28 protein-coding genes are annotated in these 25,271 nt (G+C 71.2%); 21 read left to right on the top strand and 7 right to left on the bottom strand.

Annotation, left to right across the window (positions count from 1 at the left end; translation table 11 throughout):
* The first annotated feature begins 173 nt into the window (after positions 1 to 173).
* The 4 genes from secY to IE99_RS0125485 all read left to right on the top strand — a co-directional run bounded on the left by secY (position 174) and on the right by IE99_RS0125485 (position 3,489).
* Positions 174 to 1,472 carry a preprotein translocase subunit SecY gene (gene secY, locus IE99_RS0125500; protein ID WP_425423857.1) on the top strand — a complete coding sequence of 433 codons (1,299 nt, stop codon included), beginning with the start codon at positions 174 to 176 and terminating at the stop codon, positions 1,470 to 1,472.
* Positions 1,472 to 2,122, top strand: coding sequence for an adenylate kinase (locus IE99_RS0125495; protein ID WP_030176095.1), 651 nt, complete (start codon positions 1,472 to 1,474; stop codon positions 2,120 to 2,122). The genes secY and IE99_RS0125495 overlap by 1 nt, the downstream gene beginning before the upstream one ends.
* Positions 2,123 to 2,210: 88 nt before the next feature.
* Positions 2,211 to 3,032 (top strand): type I methionyl aminopeptidase, encoded by an 822-nt coding sequence (gene map, locus IE99_RS0125490; RefSeq protein WP_030176093.1) that lies wholly within the window; start codon positions 2,211 to 2,213, stop codon positions 3,030 to 3,032.
* 16 nt (positions 3,033 to 3,048) lie between these two features.
* Complete coding sequence (locus tag IE99_RS0125485; protein WP_030176090.1) at positions 3,049 to 3,489, top strand: DUF1707 SHOCT-like domain-containing protein; 441 nt, start codon at positions 3,049 to 3,051, stop codon at positions 3,487 to 3,489.
* Positions 3,490 to 3,492: 3 nt separating this feature from the next.
* On the opposite strand, the gene IE99_RS0125480 is transcribed toward IE99_RS0125485, so the two are convergent.
* Together IE99_RS0125480 and IE99_RS0125475 are read right to left on the bottom strand one after the other, a co-directional pair.
* Positions 3,493 to 4,308: a phosphodiesterase gene (locus IE99_RS0125480; RefSeq protein WP_030176078.1), complete on the bottom strand. Its 816-nt coding sequence runs from the start codon at positions 4,306 to 4,308 to the stop codon at positions 3,493 to 3,495.
* Positions 4,309 to 4,464: 156 nt separating this feature from the next.
* On the bottom strand, positions 4,465 to 5,022 hold the full coding sequence (locus IE99_RS0125475) for a hypothetical protein (RefSeq protein ID WP_030176075.1): 558 nt from the start codon (positions 5,020 to 5,022) through the stop codon (positions 4,465 to 4,467).
* A gap of 313 nt (positions 5,023 to 5,335) precedes the next feature.
* Here IE99_RS0125475 and infA point away from each other — a divergent pair, with 313 nt between their 5' ends.
* The 8 genes from infA (at position 5,336) to truA (ending at position 10,255) form a co-directional block, all read left to right on the top strand.
* Complete coding sequence (gene infA / locus IE99_RS0125470) at positions 5,336 to 5,557, top strand: translation initiation factor IF-1 (protein WP_018657567.1); 222 nt, start codon at positions 5,336 to 5,338, stop codon at positions 5,555 to 5,557.
* Between the two features lie 66 nt (positions 5,558 to 5,623).
* The gene (gene rpmJ, locus IE99_RS0125465) at positions 5,624 to 5,737 is read left to right on the top strand and encodes a 50S ribosomal protein L36 (protein ID WP_021596712.1); all 114 of its coding nucleotides are present in this window, start codon (positions 5,624 to 5,626) and stop codon (positions 5,735 to 5,737) included.
* Positions 5,738 to 5,928: 191 nt separating this feature from the next.
* Complete coding sequence (rpsM, locus tag IE99_RS0125460; protein WP_030176069.1) at positions 5,929 to 6,309, top strand: 30S ribosomal protein S13; 381 nt, start codon at positions 5,929 to 5,931, stop codon at positions 6,307 to 6,309.
* Between the two features lie 48 nt (positions 6,310 to 6,357).
* Positions 6,358 to 6,759, top strand: a complete 402-nt coding sequence (rpsK, locus tag IE99_RS0125455; RefSeq protein WP_021596710.1) for a 30S ribosomal protein S11 — start codon at positions 6,358 to 6,360, stop codon at positions 6,757 to 6,759.
* Positions 6,760 to 6,779: 20 nt separating this feature from the next.
* Positions 6,780 to 7,406: a 30S ribosomal protein S4 gene (gene rpsD, locus IE99_RS0125450; RefSeq protein ID WP_030176065.1), complete on the top strand. Its 627-nt coding sequence runs from the start codon at positions 6,780 to 6,782 to the stop codon at positions 7,404 to 7,406.
* Positions 7,407 to 7,521: 115 nt separating this feature from the next.
* Positions 7,522 to 8,535, top strand: coding sequence for a DNA-directed RNA polymerase subunit alpha (locus IE99_RS0125445; RefSeq protein ID WP_030176062.1), 1,014 nt, complete (start codon positions 7,522 to 7,524; stop codon positions 8,533 to 8,535).
* Positions 8,536 to 8,630: 95 nt separating this feature from the next.
* Complete coding sequence (gene rplQ / locus IE99_RS0125440) at positions 8,631 to 9,131, top strand: 50S ribosomal protein L17 (protein WP_030176049.1); 501 nt, start codon at positions 8,631 to 8,633, stop codon at positions 9,129 to 9,131.
* A gap of 260 nt (positions 9,132 to 9,391) precedes the next feature.
* A complete protein-coding gene (gene truA, locus IE99_RS0125435; protein ID WP_030176046.1) occupies positions 9,392 to 10,255 on the top strand; it encodes a tRNA pseudouridine(38-40) synthase TruA in 864 nt (287 codons plus the stop codon).
* A 228-nt stretch (positions 10,256 to 10,483) separates the two neighbouring features.
* Here truA and IE99_RS0125430 read toward each other — a convergent pair whose 3' ends face one another.
* The 3 genes from IE99_RS0125430 to IE99_RS32130 are packed head-to-tail and all read right to left on the bottom strand — an operon-like array spanning position 10,484 to position 14,094.
* Positions 10,484 to 11,881, bottom strand: a complete 1,398-nt coding sequence (locus IE99_RS0125430; protein ID WP_030176043.1) for a hypothetical protein — start codon at positions 11,879 to 11,881, stop codon at positions 10,484 to 10,486.
* A 23-nt stretch (positions 11,882 to 11,904) separates the two neighbouring features.
* On the bottom strand, positions 11,905 to 13,011 hold the full coding sequence (locus IE99_RS0125425) for a hypothetical protein (RefSeq protein WP_030176040.1): 1,107 nt from the start codon (positions 13,009 to 13,011) through the stop codon (positions 11,905 to 11,907).
* Positions 13,012 to 13,041: 30 nt separating this feature from the next.
* Entirely contained in the window at positions 13,042 to 14,094 is a 1,053-nt protein-coding gene (locus IE99_RS32130; protein ID WP_169744480.1) for a CAP domain-containing protein, read from the bottom strand.
* Positions 14,095 to 14,414: 320 nt separating this feature from the next.
* On the opposite strand from IE99_RS32130, the gene rplM reads away from it, so the two are divergent.
* From rplM to glmM, 3 genes are all read left to right on the top strand, one after another.
* Positions 14,415 to 14,867, top strand: coding sequence for a 50S ribosomal protein L13 (gene rplM / locus IE99_RS0125415; protein WP_030176034.1), 453 nt, complete (start codon positions 14,415 to 14,417; stop codon positions 14,865 to 14,867).
* A 128-nt stretch (positions 14,868 to 14,995) separates the two neighbouring features.
* The gene (rpsI, locus tag IE99_RS0125410) at positions 14,996 to 15,514 is read left to right on the top strand and encodes a 30S ribosomal protein S9 (protein ID WP_084219933.1); all 519 of its coding nucleotides are present in this window, start codon (positions 14,996 to 14,998) and stop codon (positions 15,512 to 15,514) included.
* 235 nt (positions 15,515 to 15,749) lie between these two features.
* Positions 15,750 to 17,093: a phosphoglucosamine mutase gene (glmM, locus tag IE99_RS0125405; RefSeq protein ID WP_030176028.1), complete on the top strand. Its 1,344-nt coding sequence runs from the start codon at positions 15,750 to 15,752 to the stop codon at positions 17,091 to 17,093.
* Here the strand turns inward: glmM and IE99_RS0125400 are convergent.
* The gene (locus IE99_RS0125400) at positions 17,090 to 17,758 is read right to left on the bottom strand and encodes an HNH endonuclease family protein (protein WP_030176025.1); all 669 of its coding nucleotides are present in this window, start codon (positions 17,756 to 17,758) and stop codon (positions 17,090 to 17,092) included. The genes glmM and IE99_RS0125400 overlap by 4 nt on opposite strands.
* A gap of 92 nt (positions 17,759 to 17,850) precedes the next feature.
* Between IE99_RS0125400 and IE99_RS0125395 the strand changes: the two genes are divergently transcribed.
* Genes IE99_RS0125395 through IE99_RS0125375 form a run of 5 tightly spaced genes read left to right on the top strand, consistent with a single transcriptional unit; the run spans position 17,851 to position 22,274 of the window.
* Entirely contained in the window at positions 17,851 to 18,810 is a 960-nt protein-coding gene (locus IE99_RS0125395; RefSeq protein ID WP_030176022.1) for a DUF389 domain-containing protein, read from the top strand.
* A 35-nt stretch (positions 18,811 to 18,845) separates the two neighbouring features.
* Positions 18,846 to 19,778 carry an ABC transporter ATP-binding protein gene (locus IE99_RS0125390; protein ID WP_051713225.1) on the top strand — a complete coding sequence of 311 codons (933 nt, stop codon included), beginning with the start codon at positions 18,846 to 18,848 and terminating at the stop codon, positions 19,776 to 19,778.
* Positions 19,775 to 20,653: an ABC transporter permease gene (locus IE99_RS0125385; RefSeq protein WP_030176018.1), complete on the top strand. Its 879-nt coding sequence runs from the start codon at positions 19,775 to 19,777 to the stop codon at positions 20,651 to 20,653. Before IE99_RS0125390 ends, IE99_RS0125385 begins: the two co-directional genes overlap by 4 nt.
* Positions 20,650 to 21,561, top strand: coding sequence for an ABC transporter ATP-binding protein (locus tag IE99_RS0125380; RefSeq protein ID WP_030176015.1), 912 nt, complete (start codon positions 20,650 to 20,652; stop codon positions 21,559 to 21,561). The genes IE99_RS0125385 and IE99_RS0125380 overlap by 4 nt, the downstream gene beginning before the upstream one ends.
* Positions 21,558 to 22,274, top strand: a complete 717-nt coding sequence (locus IE99_RS0125375) for an ABC transporter permease (RefSeq protein WP_030176012.1) — start codon at positions 21,558 to 21,560, stop codon at positions 22,272 to 22,274. Before IE99_RS0125380 ends, IE99_RS0125375 begins: the two co-directional genes overlap by 4 nt.
* A gap of 31 nt (positions 22,275 to 22,305) precedes the next feature.
* On the opposite strand, the gene coaA is transcribed toward IE99_RS0125375, so the two are convergent.
* Positions 22,306 to 23,247 (bottom strand): type I pantothenate kinase, encoded by a 942-nt coding sequence (gene coaA, locus IE99_RS0125370; RefSeq protein ID WP_084219931.1) that lies wholly within the window; start codon positions 23,245 to 23,247, stop codon positions 22,306 to 22,308.
* A gap of 111 nt (positions 23,248 to 23,358) precedes the next feature.
* On the opposite strand from coaA, the gene glmS reads away from it, so the two are divergent.
* A complete protein-coding gene (gene glmS / locus IE99_RS0125365) occupies positions 23,359 to 25,203 on the top strand; it encodes a glutamine--fructose-6-phosphate transaminase (isomerizing) (RefSeq protein WP_030176006.1) in 1,845 nt (614 codons plus the stop codon).
* Positions 25,204 to 25,271: the final 68 nt, after the last annotated feature.

Below are 25,271 nucleotides of genomic sequence, written 5' to 3'. Positions count from 1 at the left end.
CGCGCCGGGGGCCGGGAGGTCCCCGTGCTCGGTGGCGCGGCCCCGGTGTCATCTGCTGTTAGAGTCACACCGGCGGGCGTGACCGTGAGATTGCCCACGGTTCGTCTCGCCGGCTCTCTTGGATCTGTAACCGGCCCCTCGGCTGCCATGTATTCGCCAGTCGCGCAGGAGGAATGGTGCTGACCGCGTTCGCTCGGGCTTTCCGTACGCCTGACCTGCGTAAAAAGCTGTTGTTCACGCTGTTCATCATCTTGGTGTTCCGGCTCGGTTCGGTGTTCCCGACCCCGAACGTGAACGTGAAGGTGCTGAAGGACACCGCCGACGCGGCCAAGGAGAGCAACCAGCTCTACGGGCTCGTCGACCTCTTCAGCGGCGGCGCGCTGCTGAAGCTGTCGATCTTCGCGCTCGGCATCATGCCGTACATCACGGCCAGTATCATCCTGCAGCTGCTGACGGTGGTGATCCCGCGGCTGGAGGCCCTCAAGAAGGAGGGCCAGTCCGGCACGACGAAGATCACCCAGTACACCCGCTACCTGACCGTCGGGCTGGCGATCCTGCAGGCGACCGGCATCGTGGCCATGGCCAGCACCGGGCAGCTCTTCCAGGGCGTGTCGGGCGGGGACGAGGTCCTGTACGAGAAGGGCCTGTTCCCGATCATCGTGATGGTCATCACGATGGTGGCGGGCACCACGGTCATCATGTGGCTGGGCGAGCTGGTCACCGACCGCGGCGTCGGCAACGGCATGTCCATCCTGATCTTCACCCAGGTCGTCGCGGTGTTCCCGGCCCAGTTCTGGAGCATCTACAAGACGAAGAACGGGTTCGTGTTCGCGCTCGTGATCCTCGTGGGTCTGGCGATCATGGCCGGTGTCGTGTTCGTCGAGCAGGCGCAGCGGCGCATCCCCGTCCAGTACGCCAAGCGGATGGTCGGACGCCGCATGTACGGCGGGACCTCGACGTACATCCCGCTGAAGGTCAACCAGGCCGGCATCATCCCGATCATCTTCGCGTCCTCGCTGCTGTACCTGCCGGTGCTCGCGACCCAGCTGTGGCCGAACACCAAGTGGCTGCAGAAGGTCCAGCCGTATCTCCAGCAGGACAACGCCTGGCACATGGGGATCTACTTCGTCCTGATCATCTTCTTCACGTACTTCTATGTGGCGATCACCTTCAACCCCACTGAAGTCGCCGACAACATGAAGAAGTATGGTGGTTTCATCCCAGGTATCCGTCCGGGGCGGCCGACCGCCGAATACCTCGACTACGTGCTGACCCGGATCACCACACCCGGTGCGCTCTACCTGGGGCTCGTGTCCCTCGTTCCCATGGTGGCCTTCGCACTCCTGAAGGCGACCCAGGAGTTCCCCTTCGGCGGCGCGAGCATCCTCATCGTCGTCGGCGTCGGACTGGATACCGTGAAGCAGATCGAGAGTCAGCTGCAGCAGCGCAACTACGAGGGCTTCCTCCGGTAGTGCGTATCGTGCTGGTGGGCCCCCCTGGAGCGGGCAAGGGGACGCAGGCCCAGTTCATCGCATCGCATCTGTCCATCCCGAAGATCTCGACAGGTGACATCTTCCGCGCCAACGTGAGCGGCGGCACCGAGCTCGGCCGGCTGGCCAAGCAGTACATGGACCGCGGCGAGCTCGTCCCCGACGAGGTCACGATCGCGATGGTGCGCGACCGGCTCGGCGAGGACGACGCGCAGGACGGCTTCCTGCTCGACGGCTTCCCGCGCAACGTTCCCCAGGCGGAGACGCTCAAGAAGATCCTCACCGAGTGGTCCCTCGGGCTCGACATGGTGCTCGAGCTCGTGGTCGACGAGGACGAGGTCGTCCGGCGGCTGTCCGGCCGGCGCACCTGCAAGAAGTGCGGCCGCATCTGGCACGTCGACTTCGACGACAAGAAGGACGACATCTGCGACGACTGCGGCGGGCACCTGTTCCAGCGCGACGACGACAAGGAGGACGTCGTCCGGCGGCGCCTCGAGGTCTATGGGGAACAGACCGCCCCGCTGGTGCAGTTCTATGCGGACGAGGGCATTCTGGTCGGCATCGACGCGACCGGGCCCGTCGAAGAGGTGACGAAGCGCGCCCTGTCGGCGCTGCGCCCGCTGGAGAAGTGACGGCGGCGCGGGGGCGCGACGGCGGCCCCGCGCCCACCGGCCGGGGCCGGGTGGACGGCGGCTCCGGCGGAGCCTTCCAGGGGGAGAGATGTTCAAGCGGCGCAGACCCGCGATCCAGGTGAAGACGGCCGAGCAGGTCGAGCTGATGCGGGCTGCCGGGCTGCTGGTCGGCCGGACCCTGCAGGTGCTGCGGGACGCGGTGAAGCCCGGCATCAGCACGCTGGAGCTCGACGCGATCGCCGAGGCGCACATCCGCGACAACGGCGGCGTCCCGTCCTTCCTGGGCTATCACGGTTTCACCGGGACGATCTGCGCGTCCGTCAACGAGGAGATCGTCCACGGCATTCCGCGGCCGGACAAGCGGCTGCGGGACGGCGACGTCATCTCGATCGACTGCGGCGCGATCGTCGAGGGCTGGCACGGCGACGCCGCGGTGACCGTGCCGGTCGGGGAGATCACCCCGGAGCTCCAGCGGCTCCTGGACGTGACCGAGGCGGCCCTGTGGCGCGGTCTCGCGGCCGGACGGGCCGGGGCCAGGCTCACCGACATGTCGCACGCGATCGAGTCCTACGTGCGCTCTCAGGGCCCGTACGGCATCGTGGAGGGCTACGGCGGGCACGGCATCGGCACGGAGATGCACATGGACCCGTTGATCCCTAACCACGGCGAGCCGGGCCACGGCCCGGTCCTGGTGCCCGGGATGTGCTTCGCGGTCGAGCCGATGGTGAACCTCGGCACGAAGGACAGCCTGGAACTCGACGACGGCTGGACCGTTGTCACCACTGACGGCCGCCACTCGGCGCACTTCGAGCACACCTTCGCCGTCACCGAGGACGGGCCCCGGGTGCTCACGGCCCTCGACGAGGGCCGGGAGTGGTTCGCCGAGCCGGACGGCGAGCGCAAGTCCTAGCGAGCGGAGGGCGCACATGCCGCCGAATCCCGATCTCCGGGCGTCGGACGCCGACCGCGACCGCGTCGCGTCCGCGCTGCGCGAGCACTGCGGCGAGGGCCGGATCTCGATCGACGAGCTCGACGAGCGGCTGGAGGCCGTCTACGCGGCGAAGACCCTCGGCGACCTCCAGCGCGTCACCGCCGACCTGCCCGAAGAGGACCTGTACCAGCTGCCCGTCCCGGCGTCCCAGCCGAAGCCGGGGCCGCCGGCCGTCCGGTCGGCGGGGGAGTTGACCCGGGCCGGCGCGCGGGCCGCGTGGGCGTCCTGGGCGACGGTCAGCGCGATCTGCTTCACGATCTGGGCGATCGTCGCCGTCACCGGCGGCGGGCTGTACCCGTGGTGGCTGTGGGTGGCGGGGCCGTGGGGCGCGGTCCTGGCCGTCGGAACGGTCCTCGGCCCGCGCCGCCGCGACTGAGCGCTATTCCACGTCCATGAGGGGCCGGTAGTTCCCGGTCGGGATGAAGTGGGTGGTGGCCGCGCCCTCCGTGGTGACGAGGTGCACGGCGAACCCCGCGGGCTCCCCGGTGACGGCGGCGCGTCCCGGGCGCGTCAGGTCGAGGAACAGCTGCCGGTACGTGCTGGGGCACGTGGTGCCGACCGTCCCGCCGAGCGATCCGACCGCGGCCCGGTGCACATGGCCCGAGATCACCCGGACGACCTGCGGGTGCTGTGCGAGGACCGCGGTGAACCCGGTGGGGTCGATGAACCGCATGTCGTCGATGAACCGGATCCCGATGGGGAACGGCGGGTGGTGCGTGGCGACGATCGTGGGCATCCCGGGGGCGTTGGAGAGGGTCGCGTCCAGCCAGGCCAGCCGCTCCTCGCCCATGTGCCCGTGCGGCCGGCCCTCGACGGTGGTGTCGCAGCAGACCAGCCGGACGCCCGCCACGTCCACGGCGTACTGGAGCGGCGCCTGCGGCTCGATCCCGCTCTCCCGCACCGCGGGCTCGTCGTTGAACGCGGCCCGGAGCGCGTCCCTGTCGTCGTGGTTGCCGGCCATCGGGTAGACCGCCATCGGCAGCGGGGACAGCAGGGCGTGCAGCCGCGCGTACTCCGCGGGCAGGCCCCCGTCGGCGAGGTCGCCGGTGAGCACCACCGCGTCCGGCCGCGCGGGCAGCGACAGCAGGCTCGACACGGCGGCGCGGAGCGCCCTCACCGGGCCGGACGCGTCGTCCACCTCACCGTCGCGTCCGGCCGCGAGGTGGATATCGCTCAGCTGCGCGATGATCGCCATTGATCTCTTTCCCCCTTGCTCAAGCACATCACGGACCCGCGCGTCGGGGCATCCCGGGGTCGCCGTCGACGCCGCCCGCGGGTCCGGGCGCAGAGACGATCTTCGCGCCGGACCGCCGAACTGTCGACTCGTCCTGATCTGAGACGTTCTATCGCGTCAGGCGACGTGGGGGATCACGAGGGACAGGGCGGAGGTCACATCGGCGGCGGCGGGGGCCACGTCGGGGACCACGCCGCGCAGGGCCAGCCAGCCGTTGATCGCCTGGACGGTCGGCTTGGCCTCGACGAGCTGCGGGTCGTCAAGGCCGTACCAGGCGGCCACCTTCGACCAGCGCCACAGGCGGTGCCCGGCGGTGGACATCTCGGACGCGGGGAAGCCGCCCGGGCCGCGGGCGCCGGTGATGGCGAGGCGGACGGAGTCGAACGAGCGGCCGACGCGCTCGGCGATGTCGCGGATCGTCATCAGCGGATCGGCCTCGACCTGGAGGACGTGCAGGCCGGGGGCGCTGGCCTCGACGTGCTCGACGATCTCCATGATCGCGGCGGCGAGGGTGCGGCCCTCCCAGGAACATGTCGCGCTGCCGGTGCGTTCGGCGTGTTGCGCCTCGCCGATGATCGAAACGGTGACCGCTCCGTGGGTCCGGTCGAACAGGGGGTCGAGTTCGTCCTCGTAGTAGGGGCGGCTGAGGATCAGCGCGAAATCGTAGCCCGGCATGCCGACCCTCCCTCGAATTCCGCACTCCCGGCGGGCTGTCGGACCGCCCGCGTCGCCGGCCCCGCATCCGGCTTCATACTGAAAGGTACAACGGAGCGCCGGGGTATGCTTGTGTCGGGAGCAGTCTCCGCAGCCGTATCGTGCGACAATTTCGCATTCGGTGGCCGGGTGGCGTACACTCCTGTGTCGGTCCGTTGTCGGCCGCCTGAATCCCTGTGCTCAGCGCTATCGCGCCGTGACGTGGGTGCGGCCGTGTCTCCTTCGGGAGCGCCGGGCCGTTCGTCCAGTGAGTCGATAGCGAAGCGCGGAGGACATGCCCAAGAAAGAAGGGGCCATCGAGATCGAGGGCACCGTCATCGAGTCCCTCCCGAACGCCATGTTCCGGGTCGAACTCGACAACGGGCACAAGGTGCTCGCCCACATCAGCGGCAAGATGAGGATGCACTACATCCGGATCCTGCCGGACGACCGCGTCGTTGTGGAGCTGAGTCCCTACGACCTCACGCGCGGTCGCATCGTCTACCGCTACAAGTAAATCCCACTGGGGTTGCCTTCCCTGTGCGTGGCGGCGCAGGGGTGACCCTGATCCTTAGGAGACCCAGTGAAGGTCAAGCCGAGCGTCAAGAAGATCTGCAACAAGTGCCGCGTCATCCGCCGGCACGGCCGGGTCATGGTGATCTGCTCCGACCCGCGCCACAAGCAGCGTCAGGGCTGATTCCGGCCCTACCAGGCAAGCGCATCGCAGCCTTCACACGGTCGCCGTACGTTTCCCGGATCCCGGGGACGTACGGCACCGCTGTGTGAAGGGACCACCCTCGGAACGCAGGAGGCCGAGGCCGCCACCCGGGCAGGGTGTGTGCGGACGCGATGTGTCCATACCTCCGCGACATGAAGGGAACTGCCCACATGGCACGCCTTCTCGGCGTCGACCTCCCGCGCGACAAGCGCCTCGAGGTCGCTCTCACCTACGTCTTCGGCATCGGCCGGACGCGCGCGCTGGAGACCCTCGCGGGCACCGGCATCAGCGGGGACCTGCGGGTCCACCAGCTCGGCGATGACGAGCTGGTCAAGCTGCGCGACTGGATCGAGGCGAACTACAAGATCGAGGGTGACCTGCGCCGCGAGATCCAGGCGGACATCCGCCGCAAGATCGAGATCGGTTGCTACCAGGGCATCCGGCACCGCCGCGGGCTCCCCGTCCACGGTCAGCGCACCCAGACCAACGCGCGCACCCGCAAGGGCAAGAAGAAGACCGTGGCCGGCAAGAAGAAGGCCGGCAAGAAGTAGTCCGGAGTCGGTCCTCCGGATCGATGACCTCGAAGATAGAGAGAGCAGATGCCTCCTAAGAGCCGTGTCGGCGCCAAAAAGGTGCGCCGCAAGGAAAAGAAGAACGTCGCTCACGGGCACGCCCACATCAAGAGCACGTTCAACAACACGATCGTCTCGATCACCGACCCCAACGGCAACGTGATCTCCTGGGCCTCCTCGGGCCACGTGGGCTTCAAGGGCTCGCGCAAGTCGACCCCGTTCGCCGCGCAGCAGGCCGCCGAGGCCGCCGCCCGGCGCGCGATGGAACACGGCATGCGCAAGGTCGACGTCTTCGTGAAGGGCCCGGGCTCGGGCCGCGAGACCGCCATCCGCTCGCTGCAGGCGACCGGCCTCGAGGTGGGCTCGATCCAGGACGTCACGCCCGTCCCGCACAACGGCTGCCGTCCGCCGAAGCGCCGGCGCGTCTGAGCAGGGGAGATCACAGAACAATGGCTCGTTACACCGGTGCGGACTGCAAGCTCTGCCGCCGCGAGAAGATGAAGCTGTTCCTCAAGGGCAGCAAGTGCGAGGGCCCGAAGTGCCCGATCGAGATCCGTCCCTACCCGCCGGGTGAGCACGGTCGCGGTCGGCCGAAGGAGACCGAGTACCTCCTCCAGCTGCGCGAGAAGCAGAAGGCCAAGCGCATCTACGGCATTCTGGAGCGCCAGTTCAGCAACTACTACGTCGAGGCGAACCGCCAGCAGGGCAAGACGGGTGACAACCTGCTCACGCTGCTGGAGCGCCGGCTCGACAACGTGGTCTACCGCGCGGGCTTCTCGAAGTCCCGCGACATGGCCCGCCAGCTCATCCGCCACGGCCACATCCGGGTCAACGGCAAGAAGGTCGACATCCCGTCGTTCCTGGTGAGCGAGGCCGACATCATCGACGTCAAGAGCAAGTCGCTCGAGATGACGCCGTTCCAGGTCGCCAAGGCCGAGGCCGGCGAGCGCCCGGTCCCGGCGTGGCTGGGGCTGGACGCGGACCGCATGCGGATCCTCGTGCACTCCCTGCCGGTCCGGCAGCAGATCGACGCTCCCGTCCAGGAGCAGCTGATCGTCGAGCTCTACTCCAAGTAGGGCTCGTCCCGTCCGCCGGGATTCCGCGGGTCTTTCCCGTGGGATCCCGGCGGGACGGGGAACACTCCAGAACGCGGTCGTCAAATAGCGGGCACCGCGGGAAGAAGGCGAAACCATGCTCATCGCTCAGCGTCCGACTCTCACCGAAGAGCAGGTCGACGAGTACCGGTCCCGGTTCACCATCGAGCCGCTGGAGCCGGGCTTCGGCTACACGATCGGCAACTCGCTGCGTCGTACCCTGCTCTCCTCGATCCCCGGTTCGGCCGTCACCAGCATCCGGATCGAGGGCGTCCTGCACGAGTTCTCCACCGTGCCCGGGGTCAAGGAGGACGTCACCGACGTCATCTTGAACCTCAAGGAGCTCGTCGTCTCGTCCGAGCACGACGAGCCCGTGGTCATGTACCTGCGCAAGCAGGGCCCGGGCGAGGTGACGGCGGCCGACATCGCGCCGCCGGCCGGTGTCGAGGTCCACAACCCCGACCTGCGCATCGCCACGCTGAACAACAAGGCCAAGCTGGAGATGGAGCTGACGGTCGAGCGCGGCCGCGGCTACGTCTCCGCCGCCCAGAACAAGCAGCCGGGGCAGGAGATCGGCCGGATCCCGATCGACTCCATCTACTCCCCGGTGCTGAAGGTCACGTACAAGGTCGAGGCGACCCGAGTCGAGCAGCGCACCGACTTCGACCGCCTGATCGTGGACGTCGAGACCAAGCACTCGATGCTGCCGCGCGACGCGGTCGCGTCCGCCGGCAAGACCCTCGTCGAGCTGTTCGGCCTGGCCCGGGAGCTCAACGTCGAGGCCGAGGGCATCGACATGGGCCCGTCCCCGACGGACGCCGCGCTCGCCGCGGACCTGGCTCTGCCGATCGAGGAGCTGAACCTCACGGTCCGCTCCTACAACTGCCTGAAGCGCGAGGGCATCCACTCCGTGGGCGAGCTCGTGGCCCGCAGCGAGCAGGACCTGCTCGACATCCGCAACTTCGGCGCGAAGTCGATCGAAGAGGTCAAGCAGAAGCTCAACGACATGGGCCTGTCGCTGAAGGACTCCCCGCCCGGGTTCGACCCGAGCGCGGCGGCCGACGCCTACAGCGACGACGACCAGAGCTACGCCGAGACCGAGCAGTACTAGAAACCCGAGTCCGGACGGCCGGGGGCGCGTTCCCCGGCCGTTCCGGAACCAGCTGACACCGGTACCTGGTACGGCCGGTGCAGGAAGGAAGCAGCATGCCTCAGCCCACCAAGGGCGCCCGCCTCGGCGGCTCCGCGGCGCACCAGAAGCTGATCCTGGCGAACCTGGCCACCGCGCTGTTCGAGCACGGCCGGATCACCACCACCGAGGCGAAGGCCCGCCGGCTCCGTCCGCTGGCGGAGAAGCTGATCACGAAGGCCAAGCGCGGCGACCTGCACAACCGTCGCCTCGTGGCCCAGACGATCCGCGACAAGGGCGTCGTCCACACGCTCTTCACCGAGATCGCGCCGACCTTCGAGGCCCGGCCGGGCGGCTACACGCGCATCACCAAGATCGGCCCCCGTAAGGGCGACGCGGCCCCCATGGCGGTGATCGAGCTGGTCACCGAGCCGATGGCGGCCAAGACCGCCGCGGCGCCGAAGGCCGACGAGAAGCCCGCCAAGTCCGAGGCGCCGGCCGAGGACGAGGCGGCGAAGACCGAGGACACGACGGCCGCCGAGGCCGCCTCCGAGGACACCGCAGGCGACGCCAAGTAGGCGACGCCGGCCGAAAGCGCTCCCCGCGCACGCGGGGTCGTCCATCCCCTTGGCCATAGCGTTGACGGTTTCGGCCGACATGATGAAGAGGCCCGCCGCTCCCGCTCCGGGACGGCGGGCCTCGTCTTTGCCAGACTTGATCGCATGGCCATGTCTGGGGGGCGACGATCAACCGGGGAGCGTGTCGATGGAGTGCCCGATGATCATTCGGCTTCATCGGGCGGAACGGATGGGCTTTGGAACAGGACACCCCCGCTGACATGACCGCACTGGTACGGCTCCGGCTCGACATCTCCTACGACGGGTCGGACTTCGCGGGCTGGGCGCGGCAGCCGAACCAGCGGACCGTGCAGGGCGTCATCGAGGACGCCCTCGCGCGGATGCTGCGGCTCGACCCGCCGCCCATGCTCACGGTCGCCGGGCGCACCGACGCGGGCGTCCACGCCCGCGGCCAGGTCGCGCACGTCGTCGTGCCCGTCGTCGCCTACTCGGCGATCAACGGGACGATGCCGCGCCGGCTGGCGGGCCTGCTGCCCCCCGACGTCCGGGTGTGGCGGGTGTCGATCGCGCCCGAGGGGTTCGACGCCCGGTTCTCCGCCCTGTCGCGCCGCTACGCGTACCGGGTTTGCGACAACCCGTTCGGGGTGGAGCCGCTGCGGCGCCACGACGTGCTGTGGCATCCGCGTCCGCTGAACCTGGCGCGGATGAACGAGGCGACCCGGCTGATGGTCGGCGAGCACGACTTCGCCGCGTACTGCCGCCGCCGGGAGGGCGCGACGACGATCCGGGAGCTGCTCCGCTACGACTGGACGCGCGACGACCGCGACCCGTACCTGGCGTACGCGACGGTGGAGGCCGACGCGTTCTGCCATTCGATGGTGCGGGCGCTGGTCGGTGCGCTGCTCATGGTCGGGGACGGGCGGCGGGACGTGGAGTGGCCCGCCGCGGTGCTGTCGGCCCGGGTCCGGGACTCCGCGGTGAACGTCGCCCCGGCGCACGGGCTGTCGCTGGAAGAGATCCGCTACCCGGACGACGACAGCCTGGCCCGCCGCGCGAAGGAGACCCGGAGGGTCCGCTCACTACGCCCGACCGCCCCACCCGCCGTCCAGGCCCCACCCGCCTAGGCCCCGGCCCCGGCTCCGCCTGCCTAAGCCCCGGCTCTGAAGCCGCACCCCCCCGTAGGGTGGGGCTCCCCAGGGACCTCAACGCCGCGCGCGAACGCGTGACCTGACCGGTGCGGCGAAGCCGGAGGCGAGCCGCACCGGGAAGATCGCGAAGCGATGCCGCGTTCGCCCAGGAACGGTCACGAAGCGAGCCGCCAGGCGAGCGCAGTGGGCCGGAACTGAATAAAACTAGCGGCGGGCGTCGATGGGCTTGGCGGTGTAGTCGAGGAACTGCTGGGCGACCTGCTTGATGACGGGGTCGCCCGGCTGGGCCTGCTTGCCGTTGGCGTACTGGACGTAGGAGTAGATCACGTACCGGCCGCGGACGGTCGAGCTGGCGTATCCGCCGGCCCGGTCGATGGCGGCGGAGTTCTTGCCCGCCATGCCGCGGAACCACTCGTACTTCGCGGGGTCGCCGGCCTGGCTGACGGCGACCGCGGCGGCCCTGGTCGGCAGCACCGCGATGCCGGACGTGACGGCGATAGAACGTTCCTTGTCGATATAGGTGGCGCGGACGACCTTGCGGCACTTCTCCCGCTTGAGGGCTTCGAGCATCGCGCCGTTCGCCGCGTAGCGGTACGTCCGGTTGATGGACCAGCGGTCGCGGACGTAGGCGTGGCCGGCGAGCCGGAACGCCTCGCTCGGGAAGACGTCGGTGAACGCGAGGTCCCTCTTGTCGGTCTTCTCGTTGTCGATCTTCGAGGGCTTGGCCGGCGGGATCGCGGGCCGCGCGGGCGCGGAGGCGGACGGGCTCGCGGGCGCGGCCGATGTGGCCTGCCCGGCGGGGCGTCCGGCGGCCTGGCGGGCGGTGTCGTCCTTCGCCTCACCGGATCCGTTCAGCGCGAACAGCGCGCCGGCCGCGGCGAGGACCACGGCCGCGCCGGCGCCGATCAGCAGCGGCCGGCGTCTGCTCCCGGGGGTCTTCGGCGTGCCGGGGGCGGTCGGCGGGGTGGGCGGCCGCCCGGCGCCGCCGGTCGGCGGCGGGACGTCGATCGGCGGCGGGACGTCGATCGGCCGGCCGCCCTCGGCGTGGTACGCCGGGGCGATCACCGTGCCGCCCGCGTCGGGGGCGGCCTCGGTGGGCGTGGGGTCCGGCTGCGCCGGGGTCATCTGGGGATGCGGTCCACTGCCGGTCGGCGGGACGAACCCGGGCGGATGGATCGCGTCCGGGACGAGCACGGGGGCGAGCGACGCGGACGCCCCCTCGGCCTCCCGTGCCCGCTCGAAGGCGGCCTGCTCGGTTCCGGTGGACTGCTCGCTCGTCGGCACGGGCTGCTCGCTGGTCTGCTCGGTGGGCGCTTCGGACGGCTGCTCGGCGTCCGGCTCGGGAATCGGTTCCGCGGGCGGCGCGGGTTCGGCTGGCGGCGCGGTGTCGGCCGCCTGCGCGATGTCGCCGGGCGGCTCGTCGGACGACGGGTCGTCGGACGCCCACCACGGGGTCTCCAGGCCGAACGGGGGCAGCGTCGGCAGCCCGGTGGGCGGCGCGCCCTCCGAGGTCTCCGCCCCGCCGAAGCTGGGCGGCGCCGCGGCGGCGGGCGACGTCCCCGCCTGCTGGGCGGTCTCCCGGGTCTCTTCAGGACCAGACATAAGCAGCCAGGGTATTCAACGAATCACTTCTGGAGGGGCTTGCCTTCGGTTTCCCGGTAGGCGAGCGCGAACGCGAGGTCGCTGCCCTTGACGAGCTGCGCGCCGAACGCGCTGACGACAGGGTGGTAGGAGGACGCTATCTTCTTGCCGTCCGGCCGCTGGACCCAGGTCATCACGACGTAGTGGCCGCGCGCCTCGGAGGTGCCGAGCGCCTCGCCCTTGCCGTTGGTCCTCGTGATGCCGGTGCCGGGCAGCGCCCGGAGGTAGGCGTCCTTCGCGGCGGCGGCCTTGACGGCCTGCTTGGCGGCGGCCTCGGTCTTGAGGTTGAGGACGCCGACGGTGCCGATCAGCTTGCCGTTGCTCAGCGCGTAGGTGGCGCGCAGCGCCTGCGAGCAGGAGCCCTTCTTGAGGGCGGTGACGAGCGCGGCGCCGCCGACGATGCCGGTGCAGCCGCGCTTGGCGTTCCAGGCCGTCCGCACGTACTTCTGCTTGCCGGCCTTGAAGGTCTTCTTGCCGAAGACCTCCGAGAGCGTCAACGGCTTCGGGTCGGTGGCGCGGCTCTTGAGTTTGACCGGCTCCAGCGGCGGGACGGACGGTGTCGCGGGGGTCGTCGGCTTCGCGGACGGGCTGGGGCTCTGCGCGGTGGGCTTCTTCGGCTTCGGGTCGTCCTCGAGCATGGAGGACAGCCCGATGCCGCCGCCGACCAGGACGAGCCCGGCGACGGCGGCGGCGCCGATGATGAGCGGCAGGTTGCGGCGCCGTTCCGGCTTCCCGCGGCCTTCGCCGGGGCGCGCGTACGGCCCCGTGCCGAACCCGTCGCCCGCGTAGGGGTCGGGTGGGTAGGCGCCGGGGTCCGCGTCGAAGGGGCCGTCATCGGCCCCGCCGTACGCGCCGCCCGTCCCGCCGTAGGCGGCGCCGGCCCCCACGTGCTCGCTGCCGGCCCCGCCGTAGGCGGCGCCGGGCTCGCCGTGTGCGCCGCCCGCGACGGGCTCGTCGCCGCGCGGCCGGAAGGGGGACGCGTCATCGCCGTACGGTGCCGCCTCGGGCGTCCGTCCTCCGGGGCCGTACGGCTCGTACGGCGGCTGAGCGGGCCAGTCGCCGGTTTTGCCTTGTTCGCCCGGATAACCCATGCGATGGACCTTACCGTTCCTTTCGCATGGTCACTTCCAGCCGAAGTTCTGCGTCCAGAGCGGCCCGCCGGGCCCGTCCGCCTTGCCGACGCCGATCGCGCGCAGGCCGCAGTTCAGGATGTTGGCGCGGTGCCCGGGGCTGTTCATCCAGCCCTTCACGACCGCGGCTGCGGTGGGGTAGCCCTTGGCGATGTTCTCGGCACCGGGGCTCGGGTAGCCGGCGTCCTCCATGCGCTTCCACGGGCTGTCGCCGTTCTGCGACGTGTGGTCGAAGTAGTTGTTGGCGGCCATGTCGGCGGAGTGCCTGCGCGCCGCCGTGGTGAGCCGCGCGTCCGCGCGCAGCGCCGGGCAGCCCTCCTTGGCCCGCTCGGCGTTGGTCAGCGACACGACGGCGGCCTCGGCCGCGGACATGCCGCCGCCGCCCGCGGGCGTGGACGGGGCGGGCGCGCCGCCGCCGCCGGACGGGGCGGAGGAGCTCTTCGAGGGGGTCGGCGTCGGCCTCGACGGCGCCCGCATCGTCTTCAGCGGCGGCGTCGGGGCGTCGGTGACGGAGGTCGCCGTGACGCCCCGGGGCTTCGCGCCCCGCTTGCCGTCGCCGGGGGCGCCGCCGTCCGTGCCGTCCCCACCCGTGGGCAGGGCGTCCGGGCCGGTCGGGTCGAGGCCGACGGGGCGCGCGTCGGGACCGGCCGCGGAGGCGGGCTCGGAGCGCAGTTCGGGCAGCACGAGCCGGTCGAGCGCGACGCCCGTGCCGATCGCGAGGACGGACGCGGCGACCGCGGCGCCGACGGCGGTGGCGGACCGCAGCCGGCCCTTCCCCGCCTTCCGTCGCGGGGGCGCGGCCCGGCGCGGGGGCGCGGCCCGGCGCGGGCCGGATCGGGGGTCGGCGGGCCGGCGGGGCGCGCCGTCGCGCGGGGCGCCGTGCCGGGGATCGGGGCGGTCGGCCTGGTGGCCGGATCTGCGGGGGGAAGACAGTGGGGGCTCCCGGGTGCGGGCCGGCGGAGCCGGCGTGGACCGGTCGGCCGCACCATATACCGCTGCGGGCGGCCGAGACGGAAGATCCCATAAATGATCCTTCCGTGCCACCGGAGGCCCCCGCCGCCTCCCGGCGGACGGCGCACGAGGGGCGATGCTGCATACTGGACGGTGGCCGGGAGTCTGCCGCGCGTTCCGCACAGCGTTCTGTTTTGACCCGTGCCCGCGCGGATGGGTATCCTGCGGGTTTGTTGTATGTCCGCATGCCCGCGCACGCGGGTGGGGACGCATGACAACGACGTGTCGGCGCGTCCGCTGTGCTCTCGCACGCTCGGGCCCCGGCCTCCCGGAGCGCCAGGTCGGATTGTGAACATCGATCGGCGCGAGCGGGATATCCGCTGAGAAGTCGACGAGAAACGAAGGCCACGACCGTGCGCACGTACACCCCTAAGCCCGCTGACGTACAGCGTCAGTGGTACGTCATCGACGCGACCGATGTCGTGCTGGGCCGTCTCGCCAGTCAGGTCGCGCAGCTGCTCCGGGGTAAGCACAAGCCGATCTACGCGCCGCACCTCGACACCGGTGACTTCGTCGTCATCGTGAACGCCGACAAGGTGGCGCTGTCCGGCAGCAAGCTGGAGCAGAAGAAGGCCTACCGTCACTCCGGCTACCCGGGCGGTCTGCGCTCGGTGGCCTACGGTGACCTGCTGGCGAAGAACCCCGAGCGGGCCGTCGAGAAGGCGATCAAGGGCATGCTGCCCAAGAACTCCCTCGGCCGGAAGATGTTCGGCAAGGTGAAGGTCTACCGCGGCCCGGAGCACCCGCACCAGGCGCAGAAGCCCGTCCCCTTCGAGATCACCCAGATCAGCCAGATCAAGAAGTGACCTCGCGCGTGCGGTGACGCACGCGTCCCGCACCGCCGCGGCGCGGAGCGGGAACCCGAAGTAGTGGCCGCCGGGGCACCCGAGGGATCGGGTCGGCCGCCCTGGCCAGAAGACCGATGAGGAGAACCGTGGACCAGTCCACCGGCACGGAGACGCCCGCCGAGGGCGTCGAGACCGACTCGTACGAGGACGCGCCGTCCGAGTACACCACCGAGACCCCCGAGGCCGCCGGAGAGGCGTTCCTGGGCCAGCCGGTCGCGACCGGCCCGGCCGCCGGGACCGGCCGCCGCAAGCAGGCCATCGCGCGGGTCCGGATCGTCCCGGGCACCGGCCAGTGGAAGATCAACGGCCGGACGCTGGACCAGTACTTCCCGAACAAGGTCCACCAGCAGATCGTGAACGAGCCGTTCGTCCTGCTGGGCCTGGAGGGCCAGTTCGACGTGCTCGCGCGCGTGAACGGCGGCGGCACCACCGGCCAGGCCGGTGCGCTGCGCCTCGGCATCTCCCGCGCGCTGCAGTTCGCGAACATCGAGCACCGCCCCGCGCTGAAGAAGGCCGGGTTCCTCACCCGCGACGCGCGGGTGCCCGAGCGCAAGAAGGCCGGCCTCAAGAAGGCCCGCAAGGCGCCGCAGTACAGCAAGCGTTGATCGTCGGCACGAGCCGCCGCACCCCGCCTCGGCGCGGGGGCGGCGGCTCGTCCGCGTTTCCGGGACACCGGTCCCTTCGTTCGCGGGGCACGTGTCCCGCGGGGACGGGCGGCCGGGGGCGCGAGACCCTGGGGCGCGGCACGCGCGCCCACTAGATTCGACCGCACGGGACGGCCCGCGCCACGCGCAGGGACCCGCCCCTCTGCGGTCTTCGTCGTTTTCCAGGAGTTGAACTGTGGGACGTCTGTTCGGGACCGATGGCGTGCGCGGGCTCGCCAACCGCGATCTGACCGCTCCGCTCGCCATGGACCTGTCGGTCGCGGCGGCGCGGGTCCTGGCCGAGGAGGGCGCGTTCAAGGGGCACCGTCCGCTGGCGGTGGTGGGCCGCGACCCGCGGGCGTCCGGGGAGTTCCTGGAGGCGGCGGTCGTGGCGGGCCTCGCGAGCGCGGGCGTGGACGTCCTACGGCTCGGGGTGCTGCCGACCCCGGCGGTCGCGTACCTCACGCACACGCTGGACGCCGACCTCGGCGCGATGCTGTCGGCGTCGCACAACCCGGCCCCCGACAACGGGATCAAGTTCTTCGACCGCAGCGGGTACAAGCTGCCGGACGAGATCGAGGACCGGATCGAGGCGCGGCTGGGGGAGGCGTGGGAGCCGCCGACGGGCGCGGGCGTCGGCCGGGTCCGGGAGGCGCACGGCGCCGTCGAGCAGTACGTGGCGCATCTGCTGTCGACGCTGCCGGTGTCGCTGGACGGGCTGCGCGTCGTCGTGGACTGCGCGAACGGCGCGTCGGCGGAGGTGGCGCCGGAGGCGCTGCGCCGCGCGGGCGCGGAGGTCATCTCGATCGGGACGGCGCCGGACGGGCTGAACATCAACGCGGGCTGCGGTTCGACGCATCTGGACGCGCTGGTCGCGGCGGTCCGGGAGCACGGCGCGGACGCGGGCATCGCGAACGACGGCGACGCCGACCGCTGCCTGGCGGTGACGGGGTCGGGCGAGGTCGTGGACGGCGACCAGATCATGGCGGTCCTGGCGCTGGAGCTGAAGGAGGCGGGCGCGCTGGCCGCCGACACGGTGGTGGCGACCGTGATGTCGAACCTGGGGTTCAAGCTCGCCATGCAGGAGGCCGGGATCACCGTGGTGGAGACCGCGGTGGGCGACCGGTACGTCCTGGAGGCGATGAAGGAGGGCGGGTTCGGCTTCGGCGGCGAGCAGTCCGGCCACGTGATCATGCTGGACCACGCGACCACCGGTGACGGCGTGCTGACCGGTCTGCACCTGCTCGCGGCGATCGTCCGGCGGGGCTGTTCGCTGGACGAGCTGGCGAAGGCGATGACGCGGCTTCCGCAGGTCCTCATCAACGTGAAGGGCGTCGACAAGTCGCGCGCGAAGTCGTCGCCGGAGCTCGCGGCGGCCGTGGCGGAGGCGGAGGCGGAGCTCGGCGACACCGGCCGCGTCCTGATCCGGCCGAGCGGCACGGAGCCGATGGTCCGCGTGATGGTCGAGGCGGCGTCCCACGTCCAGGCGCAGGGGGTGGCCGAGCGCCTCGCCGGCGTCGTCCGGTCCTCGCTCGGCTAGCAGCGCCCGAGGAAGGTCTGCAGGGCGGCCTTGTCGCCGGAGGTCACGGCGAGGTCGTACTCGTCGGCGACCGCGATGTACTTGACGGCGTAGGCGCACTGGAAGGACTTCTGCGGTTTCCACTCGCCCGGGCCGGAGTCGCTCTTCTGCCGGTTCGGGACCCCCCAGACGGCGAGCAGGTTGGCGTGGTCGTTGGCGAAGCGCTCCCGCCGGTCCTCGCTCCAGCGGGACGCGCCCATGCGCCAGGCGAGGGCGAGCGGGTAGACGTGGTCGATCTGGACCTCGGCGGCGTCGGACTTGCTGAACGTGATGGTCTTGCCGCTGTAGGGGTCGCTCAGGCGTCCGGAGACGACGACGCAGTTCCCGCGCTTGGCGACGTCGGCGAGGTCGCGGGCGAGGACGTCGTTGCGCTGGTCGCAGCCGTTGCGGTCGGTGTCCTTCCAGCGCGTCCCGAACCTGCCGCGCTCGTAGCCGCCGCCGTCGCCCTCGGCCCTGACGGGGAGGGCGGACAGGTCGCGGCGGGCCTCCGCGGCCGCGCCGGACGGGGGCCGCGAGCCGCCGGGGGCGGGGCTCGCGGTGTCGGACAGGCCGACGCTCCCCTCGCAGCCCGCGAGGGCGAGGGGAGCGGTCAGCGCGAGGGCCGCGAGCGTCGTCCGGACCTGCATCGACAATTCACCACCAACTAGATGATTTTTCACGAAGCCTACGGTGCGGTCTCTCCCCCCGTACGGCCGCGTTATCCGGCACGATGTGGGACGTGCTGCACCTGAGAGCGATCGTCCCGGTCGACCGCACCGACGCCGTCGGCGGGCTCCTGGAGGAGTTCCCCGGCGCCACCAACGTCATCGTCCTGCCCGGCGCCGCGCGGCTCCCCAAGGGCGACCTGGTGACCTGCGACATCGCGCGCGAGTCCGCGAACGAGATACTGGACGCGCTGCGCGACCTCGGCCTGCACGAGGACGGCTCCATCGCCCTCGAGCACATCGACCTGTCGATGTCGACGGCCGCGGCGGTCGCGTCCAAGCGCGCCCCCGGGCACGGCGACGACGCCGTCGTCTGGGCCGAGCTCGACCGGCACGTCACCGAGGGGACCCAGCTGACCTGGGCGTTCCTCGTGTTCCTCGTGCTCGCCACGCAGCTCGCCGGCATCGCGGCGCTGATCGACTCGCCGATCCTCGTGGTCGGCGCGATGGTCCTCGGCCCCGAGTTCGCCGCGATCGCCGCGATCTGCCTCGGCGTCATCACCCTCCAGCCGCGCAGGATCGGCCGGGCGATCCGCACGCTCGCCATCGGGTTCACCGTCGCGGTCGCCGTCACCTACGCCTGCGCGCTCGCCGGCCGGTGGGCCGGCGTGATCTCGCTGGACCGGCTGCCGGACGAGCGGCCGCTCACCGCCTTCATCTACAGCCCCGACCGCTGGTCGTTCATCGTCGCGGTGCTGGCCGGCGCCGCCGGGGTGCTCTCGCTCACCGCCGGCAAGTCGTCCGCGCTCGTCGGCGTCTTCATCTCCGTCACCACGGTCCCCGCCGCGGGCAACCTCGCGGTCGCGCTGGCCCTGCGGCACGGCAGCGAGGTCGCCGGGTCGCTGACGCAGCTCGGCGTCAACATCGCCGGCATGGTCATCGCGGGCTCGCTGACTCTCGTCGTCCAGCGGACGGTGTGGTCGGCCGTCCTCCGCAGGAAGGGCGGGCGCGCCGTGCGTCAGACTTCAGGGTGACGCGGCGCCGGCCGTCCGGCCGCTAGGTTCGGATCATGCCGATCATCGCCATCCAGGGGCTGACGATGAGGTTTCCCCGGGTGACCGCCCTGGACGACCTCACGGTGGCCGTGGAACCCGGGGTCGTCGGCCTCGTCGGCGCCAACGGCGCCGGCAAGTCGACCCTCATCAAGATCCTCCTCGGGCTGCAGCCCCCGACCGCCGGAACAGCGACCGTCCTCGGGTACGACATCGCCCGCGACGGGCTGCGGATCCGGGAGAGCGTCGGGTTCATGCCCGAGTACGACTGCCTGCCGCCGGACGTGTCCGCGACCGAGTTCGTCGTGCACATGGCCCGGATGTGCGGGCTGCCGCCCACCGCCGCCCGCGAGCGCGCCGCCGACACGCTCCGGCACGTCGGCCTGTACGAGGAGCGCTACCGCCCGATCGGCGGCTACTCGACGGGCATGCGGCAGCGGGTGAAGCTCGCGCAGGCGCTGGTGCACGACCCGAAGCTCGTGTTCCTGGACGAGCCGACCAACGGCCTCGACCCGGCCGGACGCGACGAGATGCTCGACCTGATCCGCCGCATCGGCGCCGAGTTCGGCATCAGCGTGCTCGTCACCTCGCACCTGCTCGGCGAGCTGGAGCGGGTCTGCGACCACGTCGTCATCATCGACGGCGGGAGGCTGCTGCGCTCCCAGGCCGTCGAGGCGTACACGGCGGCGTCCGGCGCCCTCACCGTCGAGGTGGACGAGGGCCGCGACGACCTCGGCCGGATGCTGTTCGACCAGGGCGTCTCGGTGCGTCCGGAGGGCCGGTTCCTCGTCATCGACATCGCCGGGGAGAAGACCTACGACCTCGTCCGGGACGGCGTCGCCGAACTCGGGCTGCGGCTGGTCCGGATGGAGCAGCGCCGCCACCACATCGAAGAGGTCTTCCAGGACGGGCCGCCCGCGCCCGTCCCGCAGCAGGGGGCGCCGCGATGAGCACCAGCACGATCCACGACATCGGCTACCGGCACTACGAGGGCCGCCGCAGCGGCCGCGGCTACGTCCTCCGGTCCCTGTACGTCCACAACCTGCGGGCCGCGTGGGGCCTCGGCCGGCCCGCCCGCGCCAAGGTGATGCCGTTCCTGCTGGCCGCGATCATGCTGCTGCCCGCCGCCGGGTCGGTCGCGGCGTTCGCGTTCACCGGCGAGGAGGAGGCGCTGATCCCCTACTCCTCGTACGCGGTCACGCTGTCGGTCATCATCTCGATCTTCCTGGCGACACAGGCGCCCGTGCTCGCGTCGCGGGAGATCCGGTTCCAGGTCGTGCCGCTGTACTTCTCCCGGCCGGTCGGGCATCTCGACTTCGTGCTCGCCAAGCTCGGCGCGCTGGCGACCGCCGCGTTCGCGCTGACGGCCGTGCCGGTCAGCGTCCTGTACTTCGGCGGGCTGGTCGCCAAGGCGCCGGACTCCTCCCAGCACCTCCTGGACTATCTCGCCGGGCTGGTCGGCTGCGGGCTGTTCGCGCTGGTCCTGTCGGCGATCGCGATGCCGGTCGCCGCGTTCACCCCGCGCCGCGGCCTCGGCGTCGCCGCCGTCATCGCGGTCTTCATGATCAGCACCACGGTGGTGGCGATCGTGCAGGAAATCGCGGAGGCGCGGACGAACTTCACCCTCCAGGGCTGGGCGGGCCTGTTCGCCCCGTTCAACCTGGTCGACATCGTCCAGGTCCGGCTGCTCGGCGCGGAGTCGTCGTCGGCCGGCGTCCCGTCCGGCACCGCCGCCGGCCTCATCGCGCTCGCGATCTGCGCCGCCCTGGTCGCCGGCTCTGTCGCGGTCCTGTACCGCCGCTTCCGGAAGGCGGGCCTCTCGTGAGTGAACTGAAGCTGGAGAGCGTCTCCCGCTGGTACGGCAACGTCGTCGCCGTCAACGGCGTCTCGATGACGGTGGGCCCCGGCGTGACCGGCCTGCTCGGGCCGAACGGCGCCGGGAAGTCGACCCTCATCCACATGATGGGCGGGTTCCTGGCCCCCTCGTCCGGCACGGTGACGCTGGACGGGGCGCCGATCTGGCAGAACCCGGACGTGTACCGGCGGCTCGGGCTCGTGCCCGAGCGCGAGGCGGCCTACGACTTCCTCACCGGCGAGCAGTTCATCCACGCGATGGCGAAGCTGCACAAGCTGCCCGACCCGTCCGCCGCGGCCCGCCGCGCCATCGGCCTCGTCGAGATGGACTACGCCGCGAACCGGCCCATCGGGAACTACTCCAAGGGCATGAAGCAGCGGATCAAGATGGCGTCCGCGCTGGTCCACGACCCGCCCGTGCTGCTGCTCGACGAGCCGTTCAACGGCATGGACCCGCGGCAGCGGCTCCAGCTCATGGACCTGATCCGCCGGATGGCCGACGAGGGCCGCACGATCCTGTTCAGCTCGCACATTCTGGAAGAGGTCGAGCGCCTCGCCAGCCATATCGAGGTGATCGTCGCGGGCCGGCACGCCGCGTCCGGCGACTTCCGCAAGATCCGCCGGCTGATGACGGACCGCCCGCACATCTTCCTCGTCCGCTCCGGCGACGACCGGCGGCTGGCCGCCGAGGTCATCGCGGACGGCTGCGCGAGCAGCGTCGAACTCACCGAGAAGGGCCTGCGCGTCGAGGCGACCGACTTCCAGCGCTTCACCTGGCTCCTCCCGCGGCTGGCCCGCGACGCCGACGTCCGCCTCTGGGAGGTCTCCCCGGCGGACGAGTCCCTCGAAAGCGTCTTCTCCTATCTGGTGGCACGATGAACGCAACCATCGCGATGATCACGTTCCGGGCGATGCTGGGGCGGCGGCGGGCGCTGCTGCTGCTCCTGCTGCCCGTGCTGCTGCTGGTGCTGGCCGCCGCGTTGCGGCTGTCGGACTTCAACGACCTCGACACGTCCGCGCAGGTGATGCAGCGGTTCGCGCTGGCCACGCTGCTGCCGCTGCTGGCGCTGATCGCCGGCACGGGGGTGATCGGGCCGGAGATCGACGACGGCCAGATCATGTACGTGCTGACCAAGCCGATCCCGCGGCCGGTGGTCGTGGTGACGAAGTACGCGGTCGCGGTCGTGCTCGTGACGCTGTTCGCGGTCGTCCCGACGCTGATCGCGGGCCTGCTGCTCACCGGCACGACGGCCGGGATGGCGTCCGCCTTCACCGTCGGCGTCCTCGTCGGCGGCATCGCCTACAGCGCCGTGTTCGTGGCGCTCGCCGTCCTGAGCCGCAACGCCGTCACGATCGGGCTGCTGTACGCGCTCGTGTGGGAGGCGCTGCTCGGCAACTTCGCGCCGGGCGCGAAGTCGGCGTCGATCCAGCAGTGGGCGCTGTCGGTGACGGACGCGCTGACCCCCGCGTCGGTGATCGACTCGACCGTGGACCTGGCCGTGGCGGGCCCTCTGCTGGCCGCCGTCACGGTCGCCGGCGTGCTCCTCGCCTCGTACCGGCTGCGCTCCCTGACGGTCGCCAGCGCCGAGTGACCGTCGGCGACCGCGATCGTCGCGGACGCGGTCAGATACGCCGCAGGCGGACGCGCTCGATCGAGTGGTCCTTGCCCTTGTGCAGGACGAGCGTGGCCCGCGCCCGGGTCGGCAGGATGTTCGACACCAGGTTGATCTCGTTGACGTCGCGCCACACGCGCTGGGCGAAGGCGGCGGTCTCGTCCTCGTCCATCTCGTGGGCGTACTTGTGGAAGTACGAGCGCGGGTCGGTGAACGCGGTGCGGCGCAGCGCGAACAGCCGGTCGACGTACCACTGCCGGATGTCCTCCACCCGGGCGTCCACGTAGATCGAGAAGTCGAAGAAGTCGGATACGCCGAGCTGGCCCGCCGGGGCCGCCTGCAGGACGTTCAGCCCCTCGACGATGAGGATGTCGGGGCGCCGGACGGTCTGCTTCGCGTCCGGGACGATGTCGTACTCCAGATGGGAGTACACGGGGATGTCGCACTCGGCCGCGCCCGCCTTGATCGACGACACGAACCGGACGAGCGAGCGCCGGTCGTACGACTCGGGGAACCCCTTCCGGTCCATGATCCCGCGCTCGGTGAGGACGGCGTTCGGGTACAGGAAGCTGTCGGTCGTGACGAGTTCCACACTGGGGTGCTCGGGCCAGCGGGCCAGCAGCGTCCGCAGCAGCCGGGACGTGGTGGACTTGCCGACCGCGACGCTCCCGGCGACCCCGATGATGAACGGGGTGGGCCGGACCTCGCCGCCGAGGAACTCCCCGACGGTGTCGCGGAGCCGCCCGTCCGACATGAAGAACAGGTTGAGGAGCCGCGACAGCGGCAGGTACACCTCCTCGACCTCGGTGATGTCGATCGGGTCCCGCAGGCCGCGCAGGGCGTCCAGCTCGCCGGGGGTCAGGGGGAGCGGGGTGCTCTCGCGCAGCGGACGCCAGTCCGCGCGGGAGAATTCCAGGTAGGGGCTCGGCACGCTGTCCCATCCGCTCGTCATGTTTGAAACCTTAACGACCGGCTCGGCCGGTCGCCGGGCGACCACGGTAGTGGCTCGCTCGTCCGCCCTCGCAGGTAGGCCCCGCGCCGGACAGCGAATAGGCTTGCCGCCATGTGCGGAATCGTGGGGTACGTAGGGGGCAGGCCGGCGCTGGACGTCGTGGTCGACGGGTTGGCCCGGCTGGAGTACCGCGGCTACGACTCGGCCGGCGTGGCCATCCTCGCGGAGGGGGCGCTCACGACGGCGAAGCGCGCGGGCAAGCTGGTGAACCTGCGGGAGGCGCTCGCGGAGGAGCCGCCGCCCGCCGGCACCCTCGGCATGGGCCACACCCGGTGGGCGACGCACGGGGCGCCGAACGACCGGAACGCGCACCCGCACGTCGACTGCTCCGGCACGGTCGCCGTGATCCACAACGGGATCATCGAGAACTTCGCGGCGCTGCGGAGCGAGCTGGAGGAGGCCGGGCACAAGCTCGGCTCCGACACCGACACCGAGGCCGTCGCGCACCTGCTGGAGGACGAGCTCAAGGCGGGCGGGAACCTCGCGGACGCGATGCGCCGCGTATGCCGCCGTCTGGAGGGCGCGTTCACGCTGGTGGCGATGCACACCGGCGACCCGGACCTGGTGGTCGGCGCGCGCCGGAACTCGCCGCTGGTCGTCGGGGTCGGCGACGGCGAGAACTTCCTCGCCAGCGACGTCGCGGCCTTCATCGAGCACACCCGGGACGCGATCGAGCTCGGCCAGGACCAGGTCGTCGAGCTGCGCGCCGGCGGGGTCGCGGTCACCGACTTCGAGGGCCGGCCCGCCGAGGTGAAGGAGTACCACGTCGACTGGGACGTGTCGGCCGCGGAGAAGGGCGGCTACGACTACTTCATGCTGAAGGAGATCGCGGAGCAGCCGCGCGCGGTCGCCGACACGCTGCTCGGCCGGATCGGGACCGACGGCCGGCTGACGCTGGACGAGATGCGCATCTCCGACCAGGAGCTCCGCGAGGTCGACAAGATCATCATCGTGGCGTGCGGGACGTCCTACCACGCGGGCCTGATCGCCAAGTACGCGATCGAGCACTGGGCCGGGCTGCCCTGCGAGGTCGAGCTGGCCAGCGAGTTCCGCTACCGGGACGCGATCCTGTCGCCGACGACGCTCGTCATCGCGATCTCCCAGTCGGGCGAGACGATGGACGCGCTGATGGCCGTCCGGCACGCCCGGGAGCAGAAGGCGAAGCTGCTCGGCATCTGCAACGTGAACGGGTCGACGCTGCCGCGCGAGTGCGACGGCGTCCTCTACACGCACGCCGGGCCCGAGATCGCGGTCGCGTCCACGAAGGCGTTCCTGACGCAGCTCGTCGCCGTCTACCTGATCGCCCTCTACCTCGCGCAGGTGCGGGGCACCAAGTGGGGCGACGAGGTGTTCGCGATGGTCCAGCTGCTGGACGGGATGCCGGAGAAGGTCGACAAGGTCCTGGAGACGATGGAGCCGGTCCGCGAGCTGGCCCGGTCCCTGGCCGGCGAGCGGTGCGTGCTGTTCCTCGGCCGGCACGTGGGCTTCCCCGTCGCGCTGGAGGGCGCGCTGAAGCTCAAGGAGCTCGCCTACATGCACGCGGAGGGATTCGCGGCGGGCGAGCTGAAGCACGGGCCGATCGCGCTGATCGAGGAGGGCCTGCCGGTCGTGGTGGTCGTGCCGCCGCGGGCGCGGGCCGTCCTGCACGACAAGATCGTGTCGAACATCCAGGAGATCCGGGCCCGCGGCGCCCGCACGATCGTGATCGCCGAGGAGGGCGACGCGTCCGTCGAGCCGTACGCCGACACCCTGATCAGCGTCCCGGCCGTGCCGACGCTGCTCCAGCCGCTGGTCACGACCGTCCCGCTGCAGGTCTTCGCGTGCGAGCTGGCGACCGCCAAGGGGCACGACGTCGACCAGCCGCGCAACCTGGCGAAGTCCGTCACGGTCGAATAATCCGGCTCGCCGGGAACCTCCCGCCGCCGTGCCGCATCTCACTCGGAGGTGCGGTGCGGAGGGGGACG

Source organism: Spirillospora albida, assembly GCF_000718255.1.
Lineage (GTDB): Bacteria > Actinomycetota > Actinomycetes > Streptosporangiales > Streptosporangiaceae > Spirillospora > Spirillospora albida.
This window is presented reverse-complemented; position numbering and strand designations above follow the sequence as displayed.